The 17,827-nt window shown below is 67.9% G+C and carries 15 protein-coding genes; 4 read left to right on the top strand and 11 right to left on the bottom strand.

All coding sequences use genetic code 11. The annotated features are described in order from the left end of the window. Nucleotides 1-13: 13 nt before the first annotated feature. Nucleotides 14-1,573 carry a serine hydrolase gene (locus O0K41_RS14940; protein ID WP_164222637.1) on the bottom strand — a complete coding sequence of 520 codons (1,560 nt, stop codon included), beginning with the start codon at nucleotides 1,571-1,573 and terminating at the stop codon, nucleotides 14-16. A 110-nt stretch (nucleotides 1,574-1,683) separates the two neighbouring features. On the opposite strand from O0K41_RS14940, the gene O0K41_RS14935 reads away from it, so the two are divergent. The 3 genes from O0K41_RS14935 to O0K41_RS14925 are packed head-to-tail and all read left to right on the top strand — an operon-like array spanning nucleotide 1,684 to nucleotide 3,924. Next, a complete protein-coding gene (locus tag O0K41_RS14935; RefSeq protein WP_005412719.1) occupies nucleotides 1,684-2,127 on the top strand; it encodes a VOC family protein in 444 nt (147 codons plus the stop codon). Then, on the top strand, nucleotides 2,124-2,942 hold the full coding sequence (locus tag O0K41_RS14930; protein WP_088436636.1) for a DUF72 domain-containing protein: 819 nt from the start codon (nucleotides 2,124-2,126) through the stop codon (nucleotides 2,940-2,942). The genes O0K41_RS14935 and O0K41_RS14930 overlap by 4 nt, the downstream gene beginning before the upstream one ends. Nucleotides 2,943-2,976: 34 nt before the next feature. After that, the gene (locus O0K41_RS14925) at nucleotides 2,977-3,924 is read left to right on the top strand and encodes a DMT family transporter (protein ID WP_005408711.1); all 948 of its coding nucleotides are present in this window, start codon (nucleotides 2,977-2,979) and stop codon (nucleotides 3,922-3,924) included. 45 nt (nucleotides 3,925-3,969) lie between these two features. Here the strand turns inward: O0K41_RS14925 and O0K41_RS14920 are convergent, their stop codons facing one another. The 6 genes from O0K41_RS14920 to O0K41_RS14895 form a co-directional block, all read right to left on the bottom strand. Next, nucleotides 3,970-5,130: an AAA family ATPase gene (locus O0K41_RS14920; RefSeq protein ID WP_049417946.1), complete on the bottom strand. Its 1,161-nt coding sequence runs from the start codon at nucleotides 5,128-5,130 to the stop codon at nucleotides 3,970-3,972. 164 nt (nucleotides 5,131-5,294) lie between these two features. Then, entirely contained in the window at nucleotides 5,295-6,365 is a 1,071-nt protein-coding gene (locus O0K41_RS14915) for a sensor domain-containing diguanylate cyclase (protein ID WP_049448299.1), read from the bottom strand. A 144-nt stretch (nucleotides 6,366-6,509) separates the two neighbouring features. After that, a complete protein-coding gene (locus O0K41_RS14910) occupies nucleotides 6,510-7,232 on the bottom strand; it encodes a pseudouridine synthase (protein WP_005408708.1) in 723 nt (240 codons plus the stop codon). Nucleotides 7,233-7,266: 34 nt separating this feature from the next. Then, a complete protein-coding gene (locus O0K41_RS14905) occupies nucleotides 7,267-8,931 on the bottom strand; it encodes a diguanylate cyclase (RefSeq protein ID WP_108270496.1) in 1,665 nt (554 codons plus the stop codon). Between the two features lie 109 nt (nucleotides 8,932-9,040). Further along, a complete protein-coding gene (locus O0K41_RS14900) occupies nucleotides 9,041-11,464 on the bottom strand; it encodes an EAL domain-containing protein (RefSeq protein ID WP_099605750.1) in 2,424 nt (807 codons plus the stop codon). A 218-nt stretch (nucleotides 11,465-11,682) separates the two neighbouring features. Then, complete coding sequence (locus O0K41_RS14895; RefSeq protein ID WP_099605749.1) at nucleotides 11,683-13,638, bottom strand: DEAD/DEAH box helicase; 1,956 nt, start codon at nucleotides 13,636-13,638, stop codon at nucleotides 11,683-11,685. Nucleotides 13,639-13,905: 267 nt separating this feature from the next. Here O0K41_RS14895 and O0K41_RS14890 point away from each other — a divergent pair, with 267 nt between their 5' ends. Beyond that, nucleotides 13,906-14,127 (top strand): RNA-binding S4 domain-containing protein, encoded by a 222-nt coding sequence (locus O0K41_RS14890; protein WP_005408703.1) that lies wholly within the window; start codon nucleotides 13,906-13,908, stop codon nucleotides 14,125-14,127. Between the two features lie 11 nt (nucleotides 14,128-14,138). Here the strand turns inward: O0K41_RS14890 and ubiM are convergent, their stop codons facing one another. From ubiM to O0K41_RS14870, 4 genes are all read right to left on the bottom strand, one after another. Continuing rightward, the gene (gene ubiM / locus O0K41_RS14885; protein WP_099523468.1) at nucleotides 14,139-15,317 is read right to left on the bottom strand and encodes a 5-demethoxyubiquinol-8 5-hydroxylase UbiM; all 1,179 of its coding nucleotides are present in this window, start codon (nucleotides 15,315-15,317) and stop codon (nucleotides 14,139-14,141) included. A 79-nt stretch (nucleotides 15,318-15,396) separates the two neighbouring features. Beyond that, the gene (locus tag O0K41_RS14880; protein ID WP_099530522.1) at nucleotides 15,397-15,786 is read right to left on the bottom strand and encodes an MAPEG family protein; all 390 of its coding nucleotides are present in this window, start codon (nucleotides 15,784-15,786) and stop codon (nucleotides 15,397-15,399) included. 11 nt (nucleotides 15,787-15,797) lie between these two features. Further along, the gene (locus O0K41_RS14875) at nucleotides 15,798-16,352 is read right to left on the bottom strand and encodes a DUF4019 domain-containing protein (protein ID WP_108270497.1); all 555 of its coding nucleotides are present in this window, start codon (nucleotides 16,350-16,352) and stop codon (nucleotides 15,798-15,800) included. Between the two features lie 58 nt (nucleotides 16,353-16,410). Then, the gene (locus tag O0K41_RS14870) at nucleotides 16,411-17,574 is read right to left on the bottom strand and encodes a hypothetical protein (protein ID WP_123958353.1); all 1,164 of its coding nucleotides are present in this window, start codon (nucleotides 17,572-17,574) and stop codon (nucleotides 16,411-16,413) included. Nucleotides 17,575-17,827 lie beyond the last annotated feature (253 nt).

The raw sequence follows: 17,827 nt of genomic DNA, 5'->3' as shown, positions 1-17,827 counted from the left end.
ACGCTCGGCGGCGTCATTTCACTGGGGTGAACAGCAGGTCCTGGAAATCGAAACTGAAATCGGTCAGGTCGGAAATCGGCTGCATGCGCACCTCGCGCACCTTGCCATCCGGGTCCAGGCTGAAGTTCACGAACGCGTCGGCGTTGAGCGAACGGTCGTCCCAGCGCACGATGAAGGTGTCGTGCTGCCAGTGCTCCAGGCGTCCGCTCAGCTGCGCGGTCCTGGCAAAGCGCAGGCGCAGTCCCTTGCCCTCGGCACTGACCTGCATGTCGCCATACCAGCGGTCGCGGAACGTGCCTGTGTAGCCGGCCAGCGCCAGCGACGGCCTGCTGCCCTTGTCGCGCGCGCTCTGGTGCTTGGCCCATGCCTCGTCGGCCTTGTCCTGTCCCTTGGCCACGGCCTTGGCATAGGCGTCCACCCAGTCATGCTTTTCACCGCCCAGGTAAGCATCGAGCACACTCAGGGTGATCGCATTGAACGCCGCGCCCACTTCCTGATTGGTCAGCACCACCACGCCCAGTTTCTCGCCCGGTACCAGGGTCAGCCGCGAAACCATGCCCGGCCAGCCACCGGTGTGCCAGACCAGCTTCCGCCCGCGGTAGTCGCTCAGGCTCCAGCCTTCGCCATAGCCGGCGAAGTTGGCCCGCGCCGGTGCCAGCTCCGGCACGCTCGGCGCCGGGATCGACTGCGGCGTGATCATCCGCCACATCTGCTGCTGGCTCTTCTCGGAGAACAACGGCGTGCCGTCGGCCAGTTTGCCTTCGGCCAGCTGCACCTGCATCCAGCGCGCCATGTCGTGCGCGCTGGAATAGATGCCGCCGGCGCCGGCATTGTTCGACCAGGTCAGCGGCGCGACGGTACGCAGGTCCTTGAAATCGTACTTGGCGTGGCCGACCGCGGCCTTGTCGCCCGGCTTCAGGTGATCGGCGTTGTAGCGCGTGCCGGCCATGCCCACCTTGTCGAAGATGCGGGTCTGCAGGAACTGCTGGTAACTCATGCCGGAAACATGCTCGATCACCTGCTGGGCGACCGCGTACAGGATGTTGTCGTACGCATAGCCCTCGCGGAATCCACCCTTCAGCGGCACCTTGCCCAGCCGTTCCACCACTTCGGCATTGCTGTAGGAGGTGGTCGGCCAGAACAACAGGTCACCGGCGCCCAGGCTCAGTCCGCTGCGATGCGACAGCAGGTCGCGGATCGTCATCTGGCCGGTCACGAACGGATCGGACATGCGGAACGACGGCAGGTGGTCGATCACCTTGTCGTCCATCTTCAGCTTGCCGTCCTCGGCCAGCAGATTCAGCGAGGTGGCGGTGAACGCCTTGGTGTTGGACGCAATGGCAAACAGCGTATCGGCCTGCACCGGTTCCGGCTTGCCCTGCTCGCGCACGCCCCAGCCGCGCTCCAGCACCACCTCGCCATCCTTGACCACCGCCACCGCAATACCGGGCACGTCGAACTGCGCGCGCACGCGCTCGACGGTTGCATCCAGCTCCTGCAACTGCGCCGGGGTGGCAGCGCTCGCCATGGTCGTGCACGCCAGCAGCACGGCTCCTCCAATCCAGGGTTTCATCCAGCACGATCTCCGAACAGGGGTGGCGGCCATGTGCAGGCCGTCACCGGGGTTTCGCGGGATGGTAACGTTCTGCGTTGCACCCTGCCCTGTGCCATAGGAGGGGTGTCATGGGCGGGAACGGCCAACCGAGCAGCGGCTCCACCATCATTCCGTGCCTGCGCTACCGCGATGCGCAGGCTGCCATCGACTGGCTGCAGCGCGCCTTCGGCTTCCATGCCCAGGCCGTCTACGCCGATGGCGATACGGTGTTCCATGCGCAGCTGACCTTCGGCACCGGCATGATCATGCTGGGCTCGGCCAGCAACCAGAGCGCGTGGAGCGAGCATGCGGCGATGCCTGATGAGGTCGGCGGCCGCCAGACGCAGAGTGCCTGCGTGATCGTCACCGATGCCGACGCGCACTACGCCCGGGCCAAGGCCGCCGGTGCCCGAATCGTCATCGACATCGCCGACCAGGACTACGGCGGCCGTGGCTATGCCTGCGCCGACCCGGAAGGCTACCTGTGGTGGTTCGGCAGTTACGACCCGTGGCGCGCGGACCACGGCCAGTGACCGCCGGAACGATCCGCTGCGGCATCGGTGGCTGGGTGTTTCCCGAATGGCGCGGCGGCGTTTTCTACCCCGTGGGCCTGCCGCAGCGTGAAGAACTGGCCCATGCCAGCCGTGCGCTGCGTTGCATCGAAATCAACGGCACCTTCTACCGCACGCCCACCGCCGCGCAGTGCGCGCAGTGGGCCGCGCAGACGCCGGAAGGCTTCCGGTTCTCGATGAAGGCGCCACGCTACCTGGTGCAGCGCCGCGACCTGTCCAGTACGGTCGAGGCGGCCGCGCCCTTCCTGCAGGCGGCGACTGCGCTCGGTGACCGGCTGGGCCCGCTGCTGTGGCAGTTCGATCCACGGCATCCGGCCGGCGCCGAAGCACTGGAACGGCTGATGGCACAGCTGCCTAAGCAGCTGGACGGGGTGCCGCTGCAGCATGCGCTGGAGGTCCGCAACGCCGAGGCACATGGCCCGGCACTGGTCGACGCCGCCCGCCGCCATGGCGTGGCGCTGGTGATCGAGGACAGCGACGAGGCGCCATTGCACGGCGATGTCAGTGCCGGCTTCGTCTATGCGCGGATCAAGCGCAGCCAGGCGCGCTTGAACGAGGGCCTGCCGGCGCCCGTGCAGCAGCGCTGGGCCGAACGCGCACGCCGCTGGTCACGCGGCGAACCGGTGGATGACCTGCCCTGCCTGGCCGCGCCAGCTCCGGAAACCCCGCGCGAGGTCTACCTGCTGTGCATCGGCGCGGGCAAGGCACGCAACCCAGCGGCGGCGATGGCACTGCAGCGGCGGGTTGGCCAGGGCAGCGATCCCGCACGCGGGTAGCGCTGCGACGTTCGCCTTGCCTCACAATAGGCGGATGAGCACACCCGACACCCGCAAAGCGCTGTGGCAGATCCACTTCTGTGTCCTGCTGTGGGGCGTCACCGCCATCCTCGGCAAGCTGATCACCCTGCCCGCATTGCCGCTGGTGTGGTGGCGCATGCTGCTGGTGACGGCGATGCTGGCCCTGCTGCCGCGGGTCTGGCGCGGGCTGCGCACCCTGCCCCTGCGGCTGGTGGCCGGTTACGCCGGCATCGGTGCGCTGGTCGCCCTGCACTGGCTGACCTTCTACGGCGCGGTGAAACTGGCCAATGCCTCGGTGGCCGCCACCTGCATTGCACTGGCCCCGGTGTTCACCTCGATCATCGAACCCTGGGTCGCCAAGCGGCCGTTCCAGCTACGTGAACTGGCGTTCGGCCTGGCGGTGCTGCCGGGTGTTGCGCTGGTGGTCGGTGGCGTGCCCGATGGCATGCGCCTGGGTGTCTTGATCGGCGCGATATCGGCGCTGCTGGTGGCGGTGTTCGGCTCGCTCAACAAGCGCATGGTCAGCCACGCCGATCCGCTCACGGTCACCGCCCTGGAGCTGGGTGCCGGCACCCTCACCCTGACCCTGCTGGCACCGCTGATGCCCTACCTGCTGCCAGCACTGGCCAGCCCGCTGTGGGTGGTCCCGAATCTGCACGACAGCATCCTGCTGCTGGTGCTGGCCGGGTTCTGCACGCTGCTGCCGTTCGCCCTGGCCCTGGTCGCACTGCGCCACCTGAGCGCCTATACGGTGCAGTTGGTGACCAACCTGGAGCCGGTCTATGCGGTGGTGCTGGCGGTGGTGCTGCTGCGCGAGCAGCACGAGGTCACGCCGTGGTTCTACCTGGGCGTGGCCATCATTGTCGGCGCGGTGTTCCTGCATCCGCTGCTGAACCGCCGCAAGCCGGTGCAGCACCCGGAAATCCTTGGCACGGCCGAAGCACGCAACATCGCCGATTGAGTGCATCCGCGCATGGCGTGGATCTGCCGGTTCCGGATCGATGTCTCAGCGCTGCGGCCAATGCCAGGCCGGCGCATCCAGCAGGCCCTGCCCGCTCAGCAGCGTGCGGCCCTGTTCCTTGTGCAGATGCAGCGAGTGGCAGCCCGGCGCCTGCTCCAACGCCGCGATCAGCCGGCTGGCGTGTGACACCACCCACACCTGGCTGCGCGCACTGGCGGCGATGATCAGCCGCGCCAGCGCCGGCAGCAGGTCCGGATGCAGGCTGGTCTCCGGCTCGTTCAGCACCAGCAGCGGCGGTGGCCGCGGCGTGTGCAGTGCCGCGGCCAGCAGCAGGAATCGCAGGGTACCGTCAGACAATTCGGCCATCGACAACGGCCGCAGCAGCCCGGGCTGGTGGAATCGCAGGGCCAGTCGACCGTCCAGCTCTTCGAAGCCGACCGTGGCGCCGGGGAAGGCATCATCGACACTGCGTGCCAACGCAACCGGATCTCCGATCTCGAGAATGGTCACCCAGGCCGCCGCCAGATCCCGGCCGTCGTGATGCAGCACCGGCGTGCGCGTTGCCATCGCCGGTTGTCGCGCCGGGGCATCGGCGTCGCTGCGGAAATGATCGTAGAAGCGCCAGCGACGGATGTACTCACGCAGGGCGATGGTTTCCGGCATGCGCTGCGGATCGCCGACCTGGGTGAACAGGCTGTCGAACAGTGACAACCGGTCATCCACGAGATCCCAGCCGTGCGCATGGCGTTGCCGCACCATTGCCCCACGGCGATCGACCAGCAGGTTGGCGCTGCGCAGGAACGGCCCGGCCCAGATCGCCTCCGCCTTGATCTGCGGATCCAGCGCAAACGCGGAACGGCTGGGTGGCGGGTAGCCCAGGTCGATGGCATAGCCGAACTCGTCGGTGGTGAATCCCAGCTTCAGCCCCACCGACGCCTGCCGGGGCCCGCCCTGCAGCGGGATATCGCCGGCCGCAACCCGGCGATCGATGGATTCGGGGCCGGCCCACAGCGCCGAACCAAGTCCCCCTTCGCGGGCCAGCACCGCCGCGACGCCGCCCTGGGCGGTTTCCGCCAGCAGGCGCAGCGCGCGGTACAGGCTGGATTTGCCACTGCCGTTGTCACCGGTGACCACGTTCAACGGCTGCAGCGGCAGTACCAGCCCGTGCAGCGAGCGATAGTGGGCGATGGCCAGGGTCTGCAGCATGGCTGGTGTCCGTGGAAACAAGGACGTCATGCTGGCCGGTTCTGATCGCAGGAGCTGCGACGCCAGGTGAAACGGGAAGAGCATCCACGCATGGCGTGAATCTACTGGAGCGGCATCGAATCATCCACGCGTCGCATGCATTCAGCGCGCGAACCGCCGGTGTTTCAGCCCGCCAGCTCCACCCGGTTGCGACCGTTGCCCTTGGCCCGGTACAGCGCCTTGTCGGCGCGCGCCAGCATCTCATCCACGCTTTCACCGGGCTGGTGCTGGGCCACACCAATGCTGATCGTGACCGGGAATCCCAGCGGCAGATCCGCCACGGCCAAGCGCAGGAACTCGCATTGCAGTTCGGCCGTGCGCAGATCAGTGCCCGGCATCACCGCCACGAACTCCTCCCCGCCATAGCGCGCGGCCATGCCACGGCCGGCAAAATGCGAACGCAGCAGCACACCCAGCTCGGCCAGTACCCGGTCGCCGGTGGCGTGGCCCTGGAAGTCATTGATGTGCTTGAAATGATCGATGTCCAGCAGGGCCACGCAGGCTACTCCCGGCTGCCCATCGATCTCCGCCACCGCCTCTTCCAGTGCCGCCGCCATCGCGCGGCGGTTGGGCAGGCCGGTCAGCGCATCGGTGCGGCTCTGTTCGGCCAGGTCGGCATTCTGCGCCAGCAGCACGTCCTGGTATTCCGACAGCAGGCGCTCGTAGTCATCGCGTTCCAGCATGTGCTTCTGGATGTCGAGCGCGAAACGGCGCAGCTCCATCACCAGCATCACCTGCCGTGACAGCGCGGCCAGCGCCTCGGCCTTGTCGCTGGGCAGGTGCTGCGGCTGTGCATCGAACACGCACAGCGTACCCAGCGGCAGGCCATCGGAACTGATCAGCGGCGCACCGGCGTAGAAGCGGATGTGCGGGTCGCCGGTCACCACCGGGTTGTCGTGGAAGCGGACGTCCTGCAACGCATCCTCGACCACCATGATTTCGTGCGGCTGCAGGATGGCGTGGCCACACATCGATTCGCTGCGCAGGTTTTCCGCCGCGTCGATGCCCTGGATCGACTTGAACCATTGCCGTTCGACGTCAATCAGGGTCACCGCCGCCATCGAGGTACCGCAGACCGCCTTGGCGATCGCCACCAGGTCGTCGAATGACTTCTCGCGCTGCGAATCAAGGATCCGGTAGCGGTACAGCGCCTGGAGCCGAAGGGCTTCGTTGGCAGGCTTGTCGGGCTTGATCATGCAGCGTCACGTTCCGGCAGGTCACTGCAAAGTCTAGCTGATGCCCGCGCGTAATCCGCACAACGGCTAGTGCCGGCCGCTGGCCGGCATCCCGCGCGCATTCGATGCCTGGAGCAGCCGGCCAGCGGCCGGCACTACCGCGCGTTACCAGTCCAGCTGCTTCGGCAGCAGGCCCTGCAGTTCCTGCTCGGTCAGGTTGCGCCACTGGCCCGGCTTCAGCGCGCCGATCTTGATGTTGTCGATGCGCACGCGGCGCAGCTGGGTCACGCGATAGCCGAATTCGGCGGCCATCAGGCGGATCTGCCGGTTCAGGCCCTGCTGCAGGGTGATACGGAAGCCGAACTTGGCGATGCGCGAGGTCTTGCACGGCAGCGTCATCTGGTCGTGGATGCGCACGCCGCGCGCCATGCCGCGCAGGAACTCATCGGTGACCGGCTTGTTCACCGCCACCAGGTATTCCTTCTGGTGGCCATTTTCGGCGCGCAGGATCTGATTGACGATGTCGCCGTTGCTGGTCATCAGGATCAACCCCTCGGATTCCTTGTCCAGGCGGCCGATCGGGAAGATGCGCTGTTCGTGGCCGACGAAGTCGACGATGTTGCCCTTGACCGAAGTTTCGGTCGTGCAGGTGACGCCTACCGGCTTGTTCAGTGCGATGTAGACGTGGCGGCGGGCGCCGGGCTTGCGTGCCACGCGGGCGCGCAGCGGCTGGCCGTCGACCAGCACCTGGTCTTCCTCGCCCACCACCGCCCCGGTACCGGCCGGATGGCCGTTGACGGTAACGCGGCGCGCGGCGATCAGGCGATCGGCCTCGCGGCGGGAGCAGAAGCCGGTGTCGGCGATATGTTTGTTGAGTCGGGTGGTCATCGGCCCATTATCCGGCATCGCCGCCCGCTGCGCTTCATGCCAGGGCGGGCGGATCGAGCTCCTCGCCGTCGAAGACCCGGTTGCGGCCCGCCCGCTTTGCCACGTACATGGCATGGTCGGCGCGCCGCAGCAGCCCGGCCAGATCGTCCTCGCCCGGTCGCCACTGCGCCAGGCCGATGCTGGCGGTCACCTCCAGCCCCGGCACCTGCAGGGCCTGGCCAGCCTCGGTGATGCGCTGGCGCAGGCGGTCCAGCCGCGCCGACGCCGCCTCGCGCGGCATGCCGGGCATCAGCAGCAGGAACTCTTCGCCGCCCATCCGCACCACTTCGTCCTGGCTGCGCACCGCCGCGCGCAGGGCACGCGCCACCGCCACCAGCACCTGGTCGCCCACTGCGTGGCCGTGGCGGTCGTTGATGTCCTTGAACAGGTCGATGTCGAGGAAGCCGATCACCAACGGGCCGCGCTCACGGTCCACCCGTTCCAGATGGCGGGCCAGCTGCTGCAGTCCGGCGCGACGGTTGGGAAGCCCGGTCAGGCCATCGGTCTCGGCCAGCTGGCGAAGTTCATCACGCTGCTGGCGCAGCCGGCCCAGCCGCTGGTTCAACGCATACGCGGCCATCATCAACAGCCAGGTCACCGCCAGCTGCAGCGCCTCCACCCGGTATTCCAGCAGCCACGCCGCACCACAGGCATCGGCGATGATCAGTACCAGCATCGGTGCCAGCGCGGCCAGACCCGCCTGCGCCCAACGGTCGCCGCGCCAGCGTGCCCAGACGCCGACCATCAGTGCCAGGCCACATCCGGACAGATAGGACACCTGCAAGCCCTTCGCGACCCAGGCCAGATGCTCCCAGCGCAGCCACGGCACCAGCACGGCCAGCGCCATCAGGGTCCACAACACCGCCAGTTGGGCCGGGCGCGATCGAGGCAGCACGCGGTCGCCTCCGTTCAGCCGCCACAGCGCCGGCAGCACCAGTGCCTGGGTCGCAGCGGTCAGCGCCAGCAGCCACCAGGCGCCGTGCTCGCCCACCGGCAGCCAGGGTTCCGGATAGCCGCTGAGCCCGCCGAGGATGGCCTGCCACAGCACCATCACGGTGGTGCCGGCGATGTAGACCAGGAAACTGCGGTCCCGGGTGGTCAGGAAGGCCATCAACGCCGACAGCGCCAGCGCGATCGCCACCGCGATGCAGGCCGCGCGCACCAGCAGGCGGGCGGTGTCGTTCTGCTGCACCGGGCTGGGCGCGCCCAGCCGCAGGGTCGGTACCCAACGTGTCTTCAGCGGTGTCTGCCAGGAGACCAGGAACGGTTCATGGCTGCCGGCCGGCGGTACCGCCACCAGGCCGATGCCAGCCCGGAAACGTGAATCGCGGGTGCGCGCGTCGTGCATGTTGCCGCAGATCTCGCGGTCGCCATGCTGGACGCGCACTTCACCGGCAAAGACGTTGAACACGTCCAGCGCCTGCGGTTGGCCTGACCAGCCCTGCGGCGGAGCCGGCACCAGCACCTGCTGGCGGGCGCCGGACAGCATCTGCGGCGTGCATGCGCGGTGCGGCGTCGGCTCGTCGGTAGCGCCGCCGACCAGGAGATAATCATGGCCCGACACGGCCTCTGCAGCCTGAAGCGGCCACGGCAACGCCAACCACACCATCAGGACGGCCAGCACCGCTCCTGTTCCATACCGCCACTGCCTGCCGCCCACGCCACGTCCTGTTCCTGCTTACGTCCGCGCCCACTGCGCGCCGCCCCTGGCGCGCATTATCGCAGCCGGGCACGCCACGCATGTGTAGACCAAAGTCGGCGCCCGCGGTTCAGCCAGCCGCCGGCGGCCCCTTCACCGCGACCAGCCGTACCGGGCGCAGATCGACCAGGGTCAGCCGCTCCAGCGGCTGCGGCCGTTCGATGGCATAGCCCTGCAGCCCCTGCACGCCAAGCCGGGTCAGCGCACCGGCAACCTCGGCGGTCTCCACCCACTCGGCCACCACTTCCATCTGCAGCTCGCGCCCGAGCTCGCTGATCGCGCGCACCGTGGCGTGGCTGACCGGGTCGGTATCCATGTCGCGCACGAAGGCGCCGTCGATCTTCAGGATGTCCGCCGGCAACTGGCGCAGGTAGCCGAAGGAAGACAGGCCGGAGCCGAAGTCATCCAGCGCCATCCGGCACCCCCGTGCCTTCACCGCATCGATGAAGGCGCGGGCCTGGCTGAGGTTGCTGATCGCCGCAGTCTCGGTGATCTCGAAGCACAACTTGGAGGCCAGCGCGCGGTTGCGCTCGAGCAGGTCGCAGACGAAGGCGAGGAATCCCGGCTCGGCGATCGACTGCGCGGACACGTTGACGTTGCACAGGCCCAGCTGTCGCACGTGCGCCGGGCACACCTGCAGGTGGCGGAACAGCAGCCCGAGCACGTGCCGGTCCAGCGCCACTGCCATGCCATAGCGCTCCACCGCCGGCATGAACTGGCCGGGCAGATGCAGGCTGCCATCGGTGCCACGCATGCGCACCAGCACCTCGTAGTGCAGGTAGGACGGATCGCCCACGCGGGCGATGCGCTGTGCATACAGCAGCATGCGATTCTCGGCCATCGCCAGGCTGACGCCCTGCAGGCGCTCGGCCTCCTGCCGCCGCTCCTCCAGCGCCATGCGGTTCTCATTGAAGCAGTGCACGCGGTTGCGCCCGGCCTGCTTGGCTGCATAGCAGGCGCTGTCGGCGGCACTCATCAACCAGTTCACGTCCGGCGCATCGGCACTGACCTCGACCACGCCGATGCTGCAGCTCAGCTGCGGGCTGCCCTCGCTGATCGGGAACGTGGCCTGGCCCAGGTTGCGAATCACCCGCTGCAGCACCCGCTTGGCTTCGTCCTGCCCGGCATGGGCGAGGAACACGGCGAACTCGTCGGCGCCCAGGCGGCCGACCCAGTCACCGTCGCGCACGGCCGCCACCAGATAGTCGGCGAAACTGCGCAGCATCTGGTCACCGGCGGCATGGCCGAAGCTGTCATTGACCAGCTTGAAGTGGTCCAGGTTGATGTAGCACAGCGCATGCGTACCGCCATCACTGCGTACCTGCAGCAGCGCACGTTCCAGCAGCCGCTCGATCTCGCGGCGGTTGATCAGGCCGGTCAGCGGATCGTGGCTGGCGTGATGCTCGATCTCACGTGCCAATGCATGGTTCTGGCTGACATCCTCGATGATCGCAAACACCGACAGGCCGCCTCCCGCGCTGCGCACGCCGGTGCCACTCCAGCGCCCCCACACCAGGCTGCCATCGCGGCGGCAGAAGCGCAGTTCACTCGGCCGCAGCTGCCGGTCCCAGTCGATGCGGCCGACGCCATCGATGACCAGTTCGCCTTCCATCAACAGATCGCCGAGCGACATCTGCAGCAGCACGTCGCGTCGGTAGTCGAGGATGTCGGCCATCGCCTGGTTGGCTTCGATCACCTTGCCGTCGGTGTCGAGCTTGAGCATGCCGACATTGGCCTGGTAGAAGGCTGCACGGAAGCGGCTTTCATGCTCGGTCAGGTCCTTGCCGACGCGGCGCGCGAGGGCCACCGCCATCAGGCTGATCGCCAGCACCGACAACCCGCCCACCACAAGCGTGGCGATCCGTACCATCGTGGCCATGCGCAGCAACGCTTGCGAAAATGCCTGCGCCTGCACCTGCAGCCGCCGGTCCAGATCACGCAGTTGTTGCAGGTACCGGTCGCGTTCCGCCGCTGGCAGCACGCCCTGGGCGTGCCCCGACTGCAGCTCGGCAACCAGCCGCTGCACAGCCAACAGATCATCGTCGGTCTGTCGCCACAGCGTGGTTGCTTCCCGGAATGCACCGATGTCGCGTGCATGGCGGAACGAGAACACCAGGCGCGGGATATCGGCGCGCGCGTTGCCACCCTGCAGGAAGCCCTGCCTGGCCTTTTCCTCGTCCGGTACCGCCTGTTCCAGCGCCAGCCGGGCCTGCAGATCGCCCAATGGAATCCGCAGCGCCTGGCGCGCGTCATCCAGGTCCTGGGCATGGCCACGCGCCAGGTAGCGGCTCAGCGCAGCGGTTGCATCCTGCTGCCCTCGTGACCAGTACCCCTGGCCGGCAATCCAGGCCGTCGAGGCTGCCTGCAGTTCCTGGATCAACGCGGACAACGCGACCAACCCGATCGCCATGCCCGTCAACAACGCAAAGCGCAATCCCAGCCCACGGGTCATCGGCACCCGCCGGCTCTGCTGGTCCGTGCCACTTCTACCCATCCCGGATCCCCCCGAATGTGCTGCGGTGACAACCTGCCTTGGAACCGGCCCAGCCTATGACCGGCAATGTGTGGACCATGCGAAAAAGGGGACGGAGGGGATTAAGTCGTTTTCGGCATAAGCGCATGGCCTGCCATTTACGACTTAATCCCCTCCGTCCCCTTTTCCTGTACGCCAGCCCGGGGGCTGGCGTTGTTATGGACGGCTGCGGGTGCGGCTTAGAAGCTGCGCGGGCCGCGCGGCTTGAAGCCGTCACGACGCGGCGGGCGGCTGTCGCGGTCACCGCCGCGGTCGCCACCATGGCCACCATGGCCACCCGGACCACCCGGGCCACCACGACGCGGGCCACCCGGGCCGCCCGGGCCACGCTTGTCGAAGCGCGGCTTGAACGGACGCGGGGCCGGGTTGGTGTCTTCACCCGGAGCCAGCGCACGCATCTGCAGCTGCTGGCCGGACACCCACACCTTCTGCAGGTGCGACAGCACGTCCGGCGGCATCTGTGCCGGCAGGTCCAGCAGCGAGAAGTCGTCGTGGATGTCGATGCGGCCGATGAAGCGGCTTTCCAGGCCCGCTTCGTTGGCGATGGCGCCGACGATGTTGGCCGGCTTCACGCCATGCTGGTGGCCCACCGAAATGCGGTAGGTCTCCATACCCTGCTCCGGTGCTCCACGCGGCGGAACCTCACGGCGCGGACGCTGCTCGAAACCACCTTCGGCGTCGTCGCGACGCGGGCCACGCTCGAAGCGCGGACCACGCTCGTTGCGGTCGAAGCGATCGCCACGCTCCGGACGGTCGCCACGGTCGAAACGCTCGCGCGGGGCGCGCTCTTCACGCGGGGCACGCACCGGCGGCTGCAGCAGGAACGGGGTGTCACCCTGCAGCATCTTGGCCAGCGCGGCGGCGATCTCGATGGCCGGCACGTTCTGCTCGTTCTCGAAGCGCTCCAGCAGCTGGCGGTAGAAGTCCAGGCCGCCGGCACCGAGGGTTTCGGTGATGCGCGAGGTGAACTTGTTGATGCGGGTGTCGTTGACCGCTTCCACGCTCGGCAGCTGCATCTCTTCGATCGGCTGACGGGTGGCGCGCTCGATCTGGCGCAGCATGCCCTTCTCGCGCGGGGTGGCGAACAGGATCGCCTCGCCGCTGCGGCCGGCACGGCCGGTACGGCCGATGCGGTGCACGTAGCTTTCGGTGTCGTACGGAATGTCGTAGTTCAGCACGTGGCTGATGCGCTCCACGTCCAGGCCGCGCGCAGCCACGTCGGTGGCAACCAGGATGTCCAGCTTGCCTTCCTTCAGCATGGCGATGGTGCGCTCACGCTGGGCCTGCTGCATGTCACCGTTGATGGCGGCAGCGGCCAGGCCACGGGCCTGCAGCTTGCTGGCGAGTTCTTCGGTGCCGGCCTTGGTGCGCGCGAAGATGATCATCGCGTCGAACGGCTCGACTTCCAGGATGCGGGTCAGCGCATCCAGCTTGTGCATGCCGCTCACCCACCAGTAACGCTGGCGGATGTTGGCCGAGGTGGTGGTCTTGGCCGCGATGGTCACTTCCACCGGGTCCTGCAGGTAGGTCTGCGCGATGCGGCGGATCTGCGGCGGCATGGTGGCCGAGAACAGGGCCACCTGGCGCTGCTCCGGCAGCTTCTTCAGCACCGCTTCGACGTCGTCGATGAAGCCCATGCGCAGCATTTCATCGGCTTCGTCCAGCACCAGGGTCTTCAGCTCGGACAGGTCCAGGGTGCTGCGGTCGAGGTGGTCGATCACGCGACCGGGGGTACCGACCACGATATGCACGCCACGGCGCAGCGCCGACAGCTGCTGTCCGTAAGGCTGGCCGCCGTACACCGGCAGCACGCGGAAGCCCGGGATCTTCGACGAGTAGGACTGGAACGCCTCGGCGACCTGGATGGCCAGTTCGCGGGTCGGCGCCAGGATCAGGGCCTGCGGCTTGATCTGCTGCAGGTCGATGTTGGACAGTACCGGCAGCGCGAACGCGGCGGTCTTGCCGGTACCGGTCTGGGCCTGGCCCAGCACGTCGCGGCCTTCCAGCATCGCCGGGATGGTGGCGGCCTGGATCGGCGACGGGGTTTCGTAGCCGATGGCGGTGACCGCCTGCATCACGGGCTCGGACAGGCCGAGCTGCGCGAACTGCAGCGGCGCTTGGGAATCTTGGGACATGGGAAACTCCGAAGGCACTGCCGTCTTCCTGGCAGTGCGATAAAAAAGGGATGGTCCGCGCTTTGGGCGCCCTTCTTATCGCGTGCCCTGGCGCTGCTCGGTCGGAGGAGATTTCACTCGCTCAGAGCGGGATGATACCGCATTGATCCTGAACGAGGCGTACAGCTTTCCGTGCGCGTGCCGTCATGCCCCGTGCTGGCGCACAATACGCGCCCTCCTCCCGGCCCGGCCGCTGGCCTGCGCCCCTCTTCCCAGGAACCCCGCTCCATGCAGATTCTCGAATTCGACCTCGACGGTGACTACGTCGAACTCAAGCAGCTGCTCAAGCTGGCCGACCTGGTCACCAGCGGCGGCGAAGCCAAGATGGTCATCAGCGAAGGCCTGGTGCGGGTCGACGGCGAAGTCGAACTGCGCAAGGCCTGCAAGATCCGCGCAGGCCAGGTGGTCGAGTTCGCCGACAGCCAGATCCGGGTGCTGGCCGCCGGCTGATGTGAGGCTGTTCAGGCTACGCGCTGGGTCAGGTGCGAGGCAATCAGCTGCCTGAACGGTGCCACGCCCTGCGCCAGGCGCAGGCCGGCCGCCCGCAGCAGCCGCGCGGGGCGGCGATCGTCGGTGTACAGGCTGGCGATCGCATTGGTGGCCTCGTACAGCGGCCGCGACGCCAGCCGGTGACCCCGTTGGTAGCTGGCCAGCATGCCGGCGGCGGCAATGTCGGCACCGCGACGCTGCTGCGCGACGATGCCCTGCGCCAGCCGCTGTGCGCTGGCCAGGCCCAGGTTGAAGCCATGCGCGGTGACCGGGTGCATGCCGACTGCGGCATCGCCGATCAGCGCCGAACGCTCGCCAACAAAACGGTGCGCGTACACACCCACCAGCGGATACGCCTGCGGCGTGGCCACCGGCTGCATCCGGCCCAGCCGATGTTCGAAGCAAGCACTGATGGCCTCGCCGAAGGCCACCTCGTCCATCGCCAGCAGCGCCTCGATCTGCCGCGGCGGCAGCGTGATCACCGCCGATGCCTGGCCCTCGTTGAGCGGCAGCAGCGCCATCGTGCGGCCGTAGCCGAACCATTCCCAGGCAGTGTGGCGATGGTCGCGCTCGACCTGCATGCGGCACACCAGCATCGACTTGCCGAAGTCGCGCATCTGCGCACCGATGCCGAGCATGCGGCGGGTGGCGGAGAAGCGGCTGTCAGCGGCCACCAGCAGCCGCGCATGCAGTTGGCTGCCGTCATCGAGTTTGACCACATGGCCCTGTGCATCGGCTTGCACGCCCTGCACCTTGCGCCCGTCGAACAGTTCCACGTCGTCCTGGCCCTGCACCGCATCCCATGCGGCACGGCGGATCAGATGGTTGGGTACCAGCCAGCCCAGCGGCTGGCCGTCGACCTGGCTGCTGGCGAAGGTCAGCGCGAATGGCGAGCCGCCGTTCATCACCTTGGCATCGCGCAGTTCAGCGACTTCGGCCTGCGGCAGGCGCTGCCACAGACCCAGTTGCTCCATGCTCTGCCGCGAGGCATGGGTCAACGCGATCTCCCTGCCATCGAAGGCGGCCTCGGCCAGGGCCTGGCGCGGCTGCACTTCGACCAGCCCGACCTGCAGCCCGCTGCCGGCCAGCGCGCGCGCGAAGCACAGACCTGCCGGTCCGGCGCCGACCACCACCACGTCCATCCTGCGCATGCGCGCCTCCTGCCGTTGATTCAGTCCGCGCCAGCATAGCGCCGCGCACCTGAGCGGCCTTGATCTGGATCAGGCCGACTTAGAGAAGTGCGAACACCAGCGCCAGGATCGACAGCAGCGACACCAGCCACACCAGGCTGCGCACGTAGGGCACGCCTGCGGCGTACAGGGGCAGATAGACCACACGCGCCCAGAAGTAGGCCTGCGCCGCCAGTGCAGTGGTGTCGTTGCCGCGACCGGCCACGACCACCGCGATGGCGGCGGCGGCGAAGAACGGGAACGTCTCCAGGAAGTTGGCCTGCGCACGCTGCAGGCGACCGGCCAGCGCGCTGACCGGCTTTGCATCGCCATCGCGTGCCGAGGCATTCCACTTCATCCCGCGCTCGCGGGTGACCACCGTGGAGGTGGCGAAGATATAGACGAAGCCCAGCAGCACCGACCAGGCCAGCATTGTCAGTTCAGTTGCCATCGATCATCTCCTCAGGGTGCCGACGCACGCAGGCTGTAACCGGCCAGACGCCACACCTGGTCCTCGTCGAAACGGAACGAGACCAGCTCGCGCACCGGCTGCGCGCTGTTGGCGAAACGGGTCGGGAAACTGACGTTGATGTACAGCCCTTCCGGTACCGCGGCGCCTGCGCTGTACTTGACCCGGGTGATGGTGGGCTGGCCACGCCCGGCCAGCGCACCCAAGCGCGTGCGCTCGGTGGTCAGCTGGCTGACGAATGCGGCCTTCGGTACTGCACGGCGCGCGACGGCGGAGGCGCCATCCCACAGTTCGCCGGCGCGGTTGGCATCGACCAGCTGCGCGGCTTTCAGTGCAGCAGCGCCCATCTCGGCATCCTGTTTCTGCACCTGGGCCTGCTGTGCAGCAGTCAACGCCGGGGCACCGGCGGTGGCTGGCTTCGCAGCCGCTGGCGAGGCCGGGGCCGGGCGTGCCGGAGCCGGTGCAGGCGTGGCCGGCGCAGGTGCCTGCGCCAATGCGGTCAGGGGCAGCAGGGACAGCAGGGACAGCAGCAGGAGCACACGCTTCATGGACACCGCCGGTTTTCTGGAGAGAACCGCAGTCTACGCCAGCGCGGTGACTATGCCGTCAGCGTGCCGGGGCGTTGCCCTCCACCGCTGCCGCATCAGCCTGCGCGGCGGGCGCGGCGGTGTTCACTGGCGCCTGTTCGGCCACCGGCGGCGGCTCCGACGGTGCCGGTGGCAGCGTTGCCACATCGATCTCCGACAGTGGGCTTTCTTCCGGGCACACCGCATCCGGGAAACCGAAGCGCTGCTTCAGTGCCTGGCCGCAGCTGTTGATCGATTCCATGTCGGCGCCTTCGCGCTTGCACTGCTGGTCGAAGGCGACCAGGAACGCGTCCTTGCGCTGCACGAAGTCATCGCCACAGGCCCGCATCTGCTTGATCCGTTCCAGATCGTCCTGCACCGCGTTGGTGCCGTCCAGGCCGTACTGGCGCAGCTCATCCTGCGTCAGCAGGCGCAGGCTGCGGTTGGGCACGGTCATCATCAGATCGGCCACACCCACCGCCACGCCGTTGCGCTGCAGGTAGTCCTTCACGTTGTCGTAGACCTCGTGCAGCTCGCGGTTGAGTTCCGCGCGCGAGGTGGCCTTGGAGCTGATCCGCATCATGCGATGGATGCCGACCTTGCCCGACAGCAGGCGGTTGTCACCGGCGGCCAGCACGAACACGCAGGCACTGTGGCAGATCGAGCCCTCGCGCACCCAGATCGTCCAGCCCGATTCACCGATGCTGTCGCCGGCGACAATCGCCGATTCCACCTGGCCGCCGCTGGAATCCAGGTCGAGGATGCGCTTGTGGATCTTCTGCTCGTCAGCGACCACCGCCAACCGCCACATCATCTCGGCGAAGCCCGGATTGATCTTGCCGGCGTAACGCACGCGCATCAGGCCACGTTCGGCGCACGGCGTCAGCGCCTGGGTGATCTGCTCGCGCTGCAGGCCCTCCAGCTCGACGCCATCGCCCGCCTCACCGGCGTACTCGGTACTGCAGCTGACCCAGGCGCGGCCATTCTCCAACTGCGCCTGCGGCCACGGCCGATCCGCCCGGCTGCGCGGCGGCGCCGGCGGTGGCGGTGCGTCAGCCGCATTGATCGACACCATGTTCTCGCCATCGCTGGCCGGCGCGCGCGCGGCCTTGTCGGCGGCGGTGACATTGCCCGGATTCTCCAGCTGGCTGCAGCCCGCCAGGGCCAGGCACAACAGGGGCAACCAGCGGAGTTTGGCGGACATCGGGCAACCAGTCTTCACGTGAGCAAGAGCCACAGTCTACCCGTCCGGGGCACGCATTCAGCGCGTGGCACTGAACCCCTTCTGACCCTTGGGAAAAGCGTGTCGACCAAGGTCGACACCCACCAACAGCAGTGCAGAACGCCGTCCCGACAGGTCGCAGCAACCTGTCAAAGGCGGGGTGGGTCCGGTTGCAGGGGCGTGAGCGCCATGGGCCCGAGGCATGCCTCGGGCGGGTTGGGCAGGACGCCCAACC

This window comes from Stenotrophomonas sp. Sm2128, from assembly GCF_030985535.1.
In the GTDB taxonomy this organism is placed as follows: domain Bacteria; phylum Pseudomonadota; class Gammaproteobacteria; order Xanthomonadales; family Xanthomonadaceae; genus Stenotrophomonas; species Stenotrophomonas maltophilia.
Note: the sequence above shows the minus strand (reverse complement) of the source record. Positions and strands in the feature narration are given on the sequence as shown.

Coding starts and splice junctions, on each gene's coding strand:
- O0K41_RS14895 (WP_099605749.1), bottom strand. CDS start 13,638: ATGTCCCAAGATTCCCAAGCGCCGCTGCAGTTCGCGCAGCTCGGCCTG.
- O0K41_RS14940 (WP_164222637.1), bottom strand. CDS start 1,573: ATGAAACCCTGGATTGGAGGAGCCGTGCTGCTGGCGTGCACGACCATG.
- O0K41_RS14870 (WP_123958353.1), bottom strand. CDS start 17,574: ATGTCCGCCAAACTCCGCTGGTTGCCCCTGTTGTGCCTGGCCCTGGCG.
- O0K41_RS14920 (WP_049417946.1), bottom strand. CDS start 5,130: ATGCTGCAGACCCTGGCCATCGCCCACTATCGCTCGCTGCACGGGCTG.
- O0K41_RS14915 (WP_049448299.1), bottom strand. CDS start 6,365: ATGATCAAGCCCGACAAGCCTGCCAACGAAGCCCTTCGGCTCCAGGCG.
- O0K41_RS14900 (WP_099605750.1), bottom strand. CDS start 11,464: ATGGGTAGAAGTGGCACGGACCAGCAGAGCCGGCGGGTGCCGATGACC.
- ubiM (WP_099523468.1), bottom strand. CDS start 15,317: ATGCGCAGGATGGACGTGGTGGTGGTCGGCGCCGGACCGGCAGGTCTG.
- O0K41_RS14880 (WP_099530522.1), bottom strand. CDS start 15,786: ATGGCAACTGAACTGACAATGCTGGCCTGGTCGGTGCTGCTGGGCTTC.
- O0K41_RS14875 (WP_108270497.1), bottom strand. CDS start 16,352: ATGAAGCGTGTGCTCCTGCTGCTGTCCCTGCTGTCCCTGCTGCCCCTG.
- O0K41_RS14925 (WP_005408711.1), top strand. CDS start 2,977: ATGAGCACACCCGACACCCGCAAAGCGCTGTGGCAGATCCACTTCTGT.
- O0K41_RS14935 (WP_005412719.1), top strand. CDS start 1,684: ATGGGCGGGAACGGCCAACCGAGCAGCGGCTCCACCATCATTCCGTGC.
- O0K41_RS14890 (WP_005408703.1), top strand. CDS start 13,906: ATGCAGATTCTCGAATTCGACCTCGACGGTGACTACGTCGAACTCAAG.
- O0K41_RS14910 (WP_005408708.1), bottom strand. CDS start 7,232: ATGACCACCCGACTCAACAAACATATCGCCGACACCGGCTTCTGCTCC.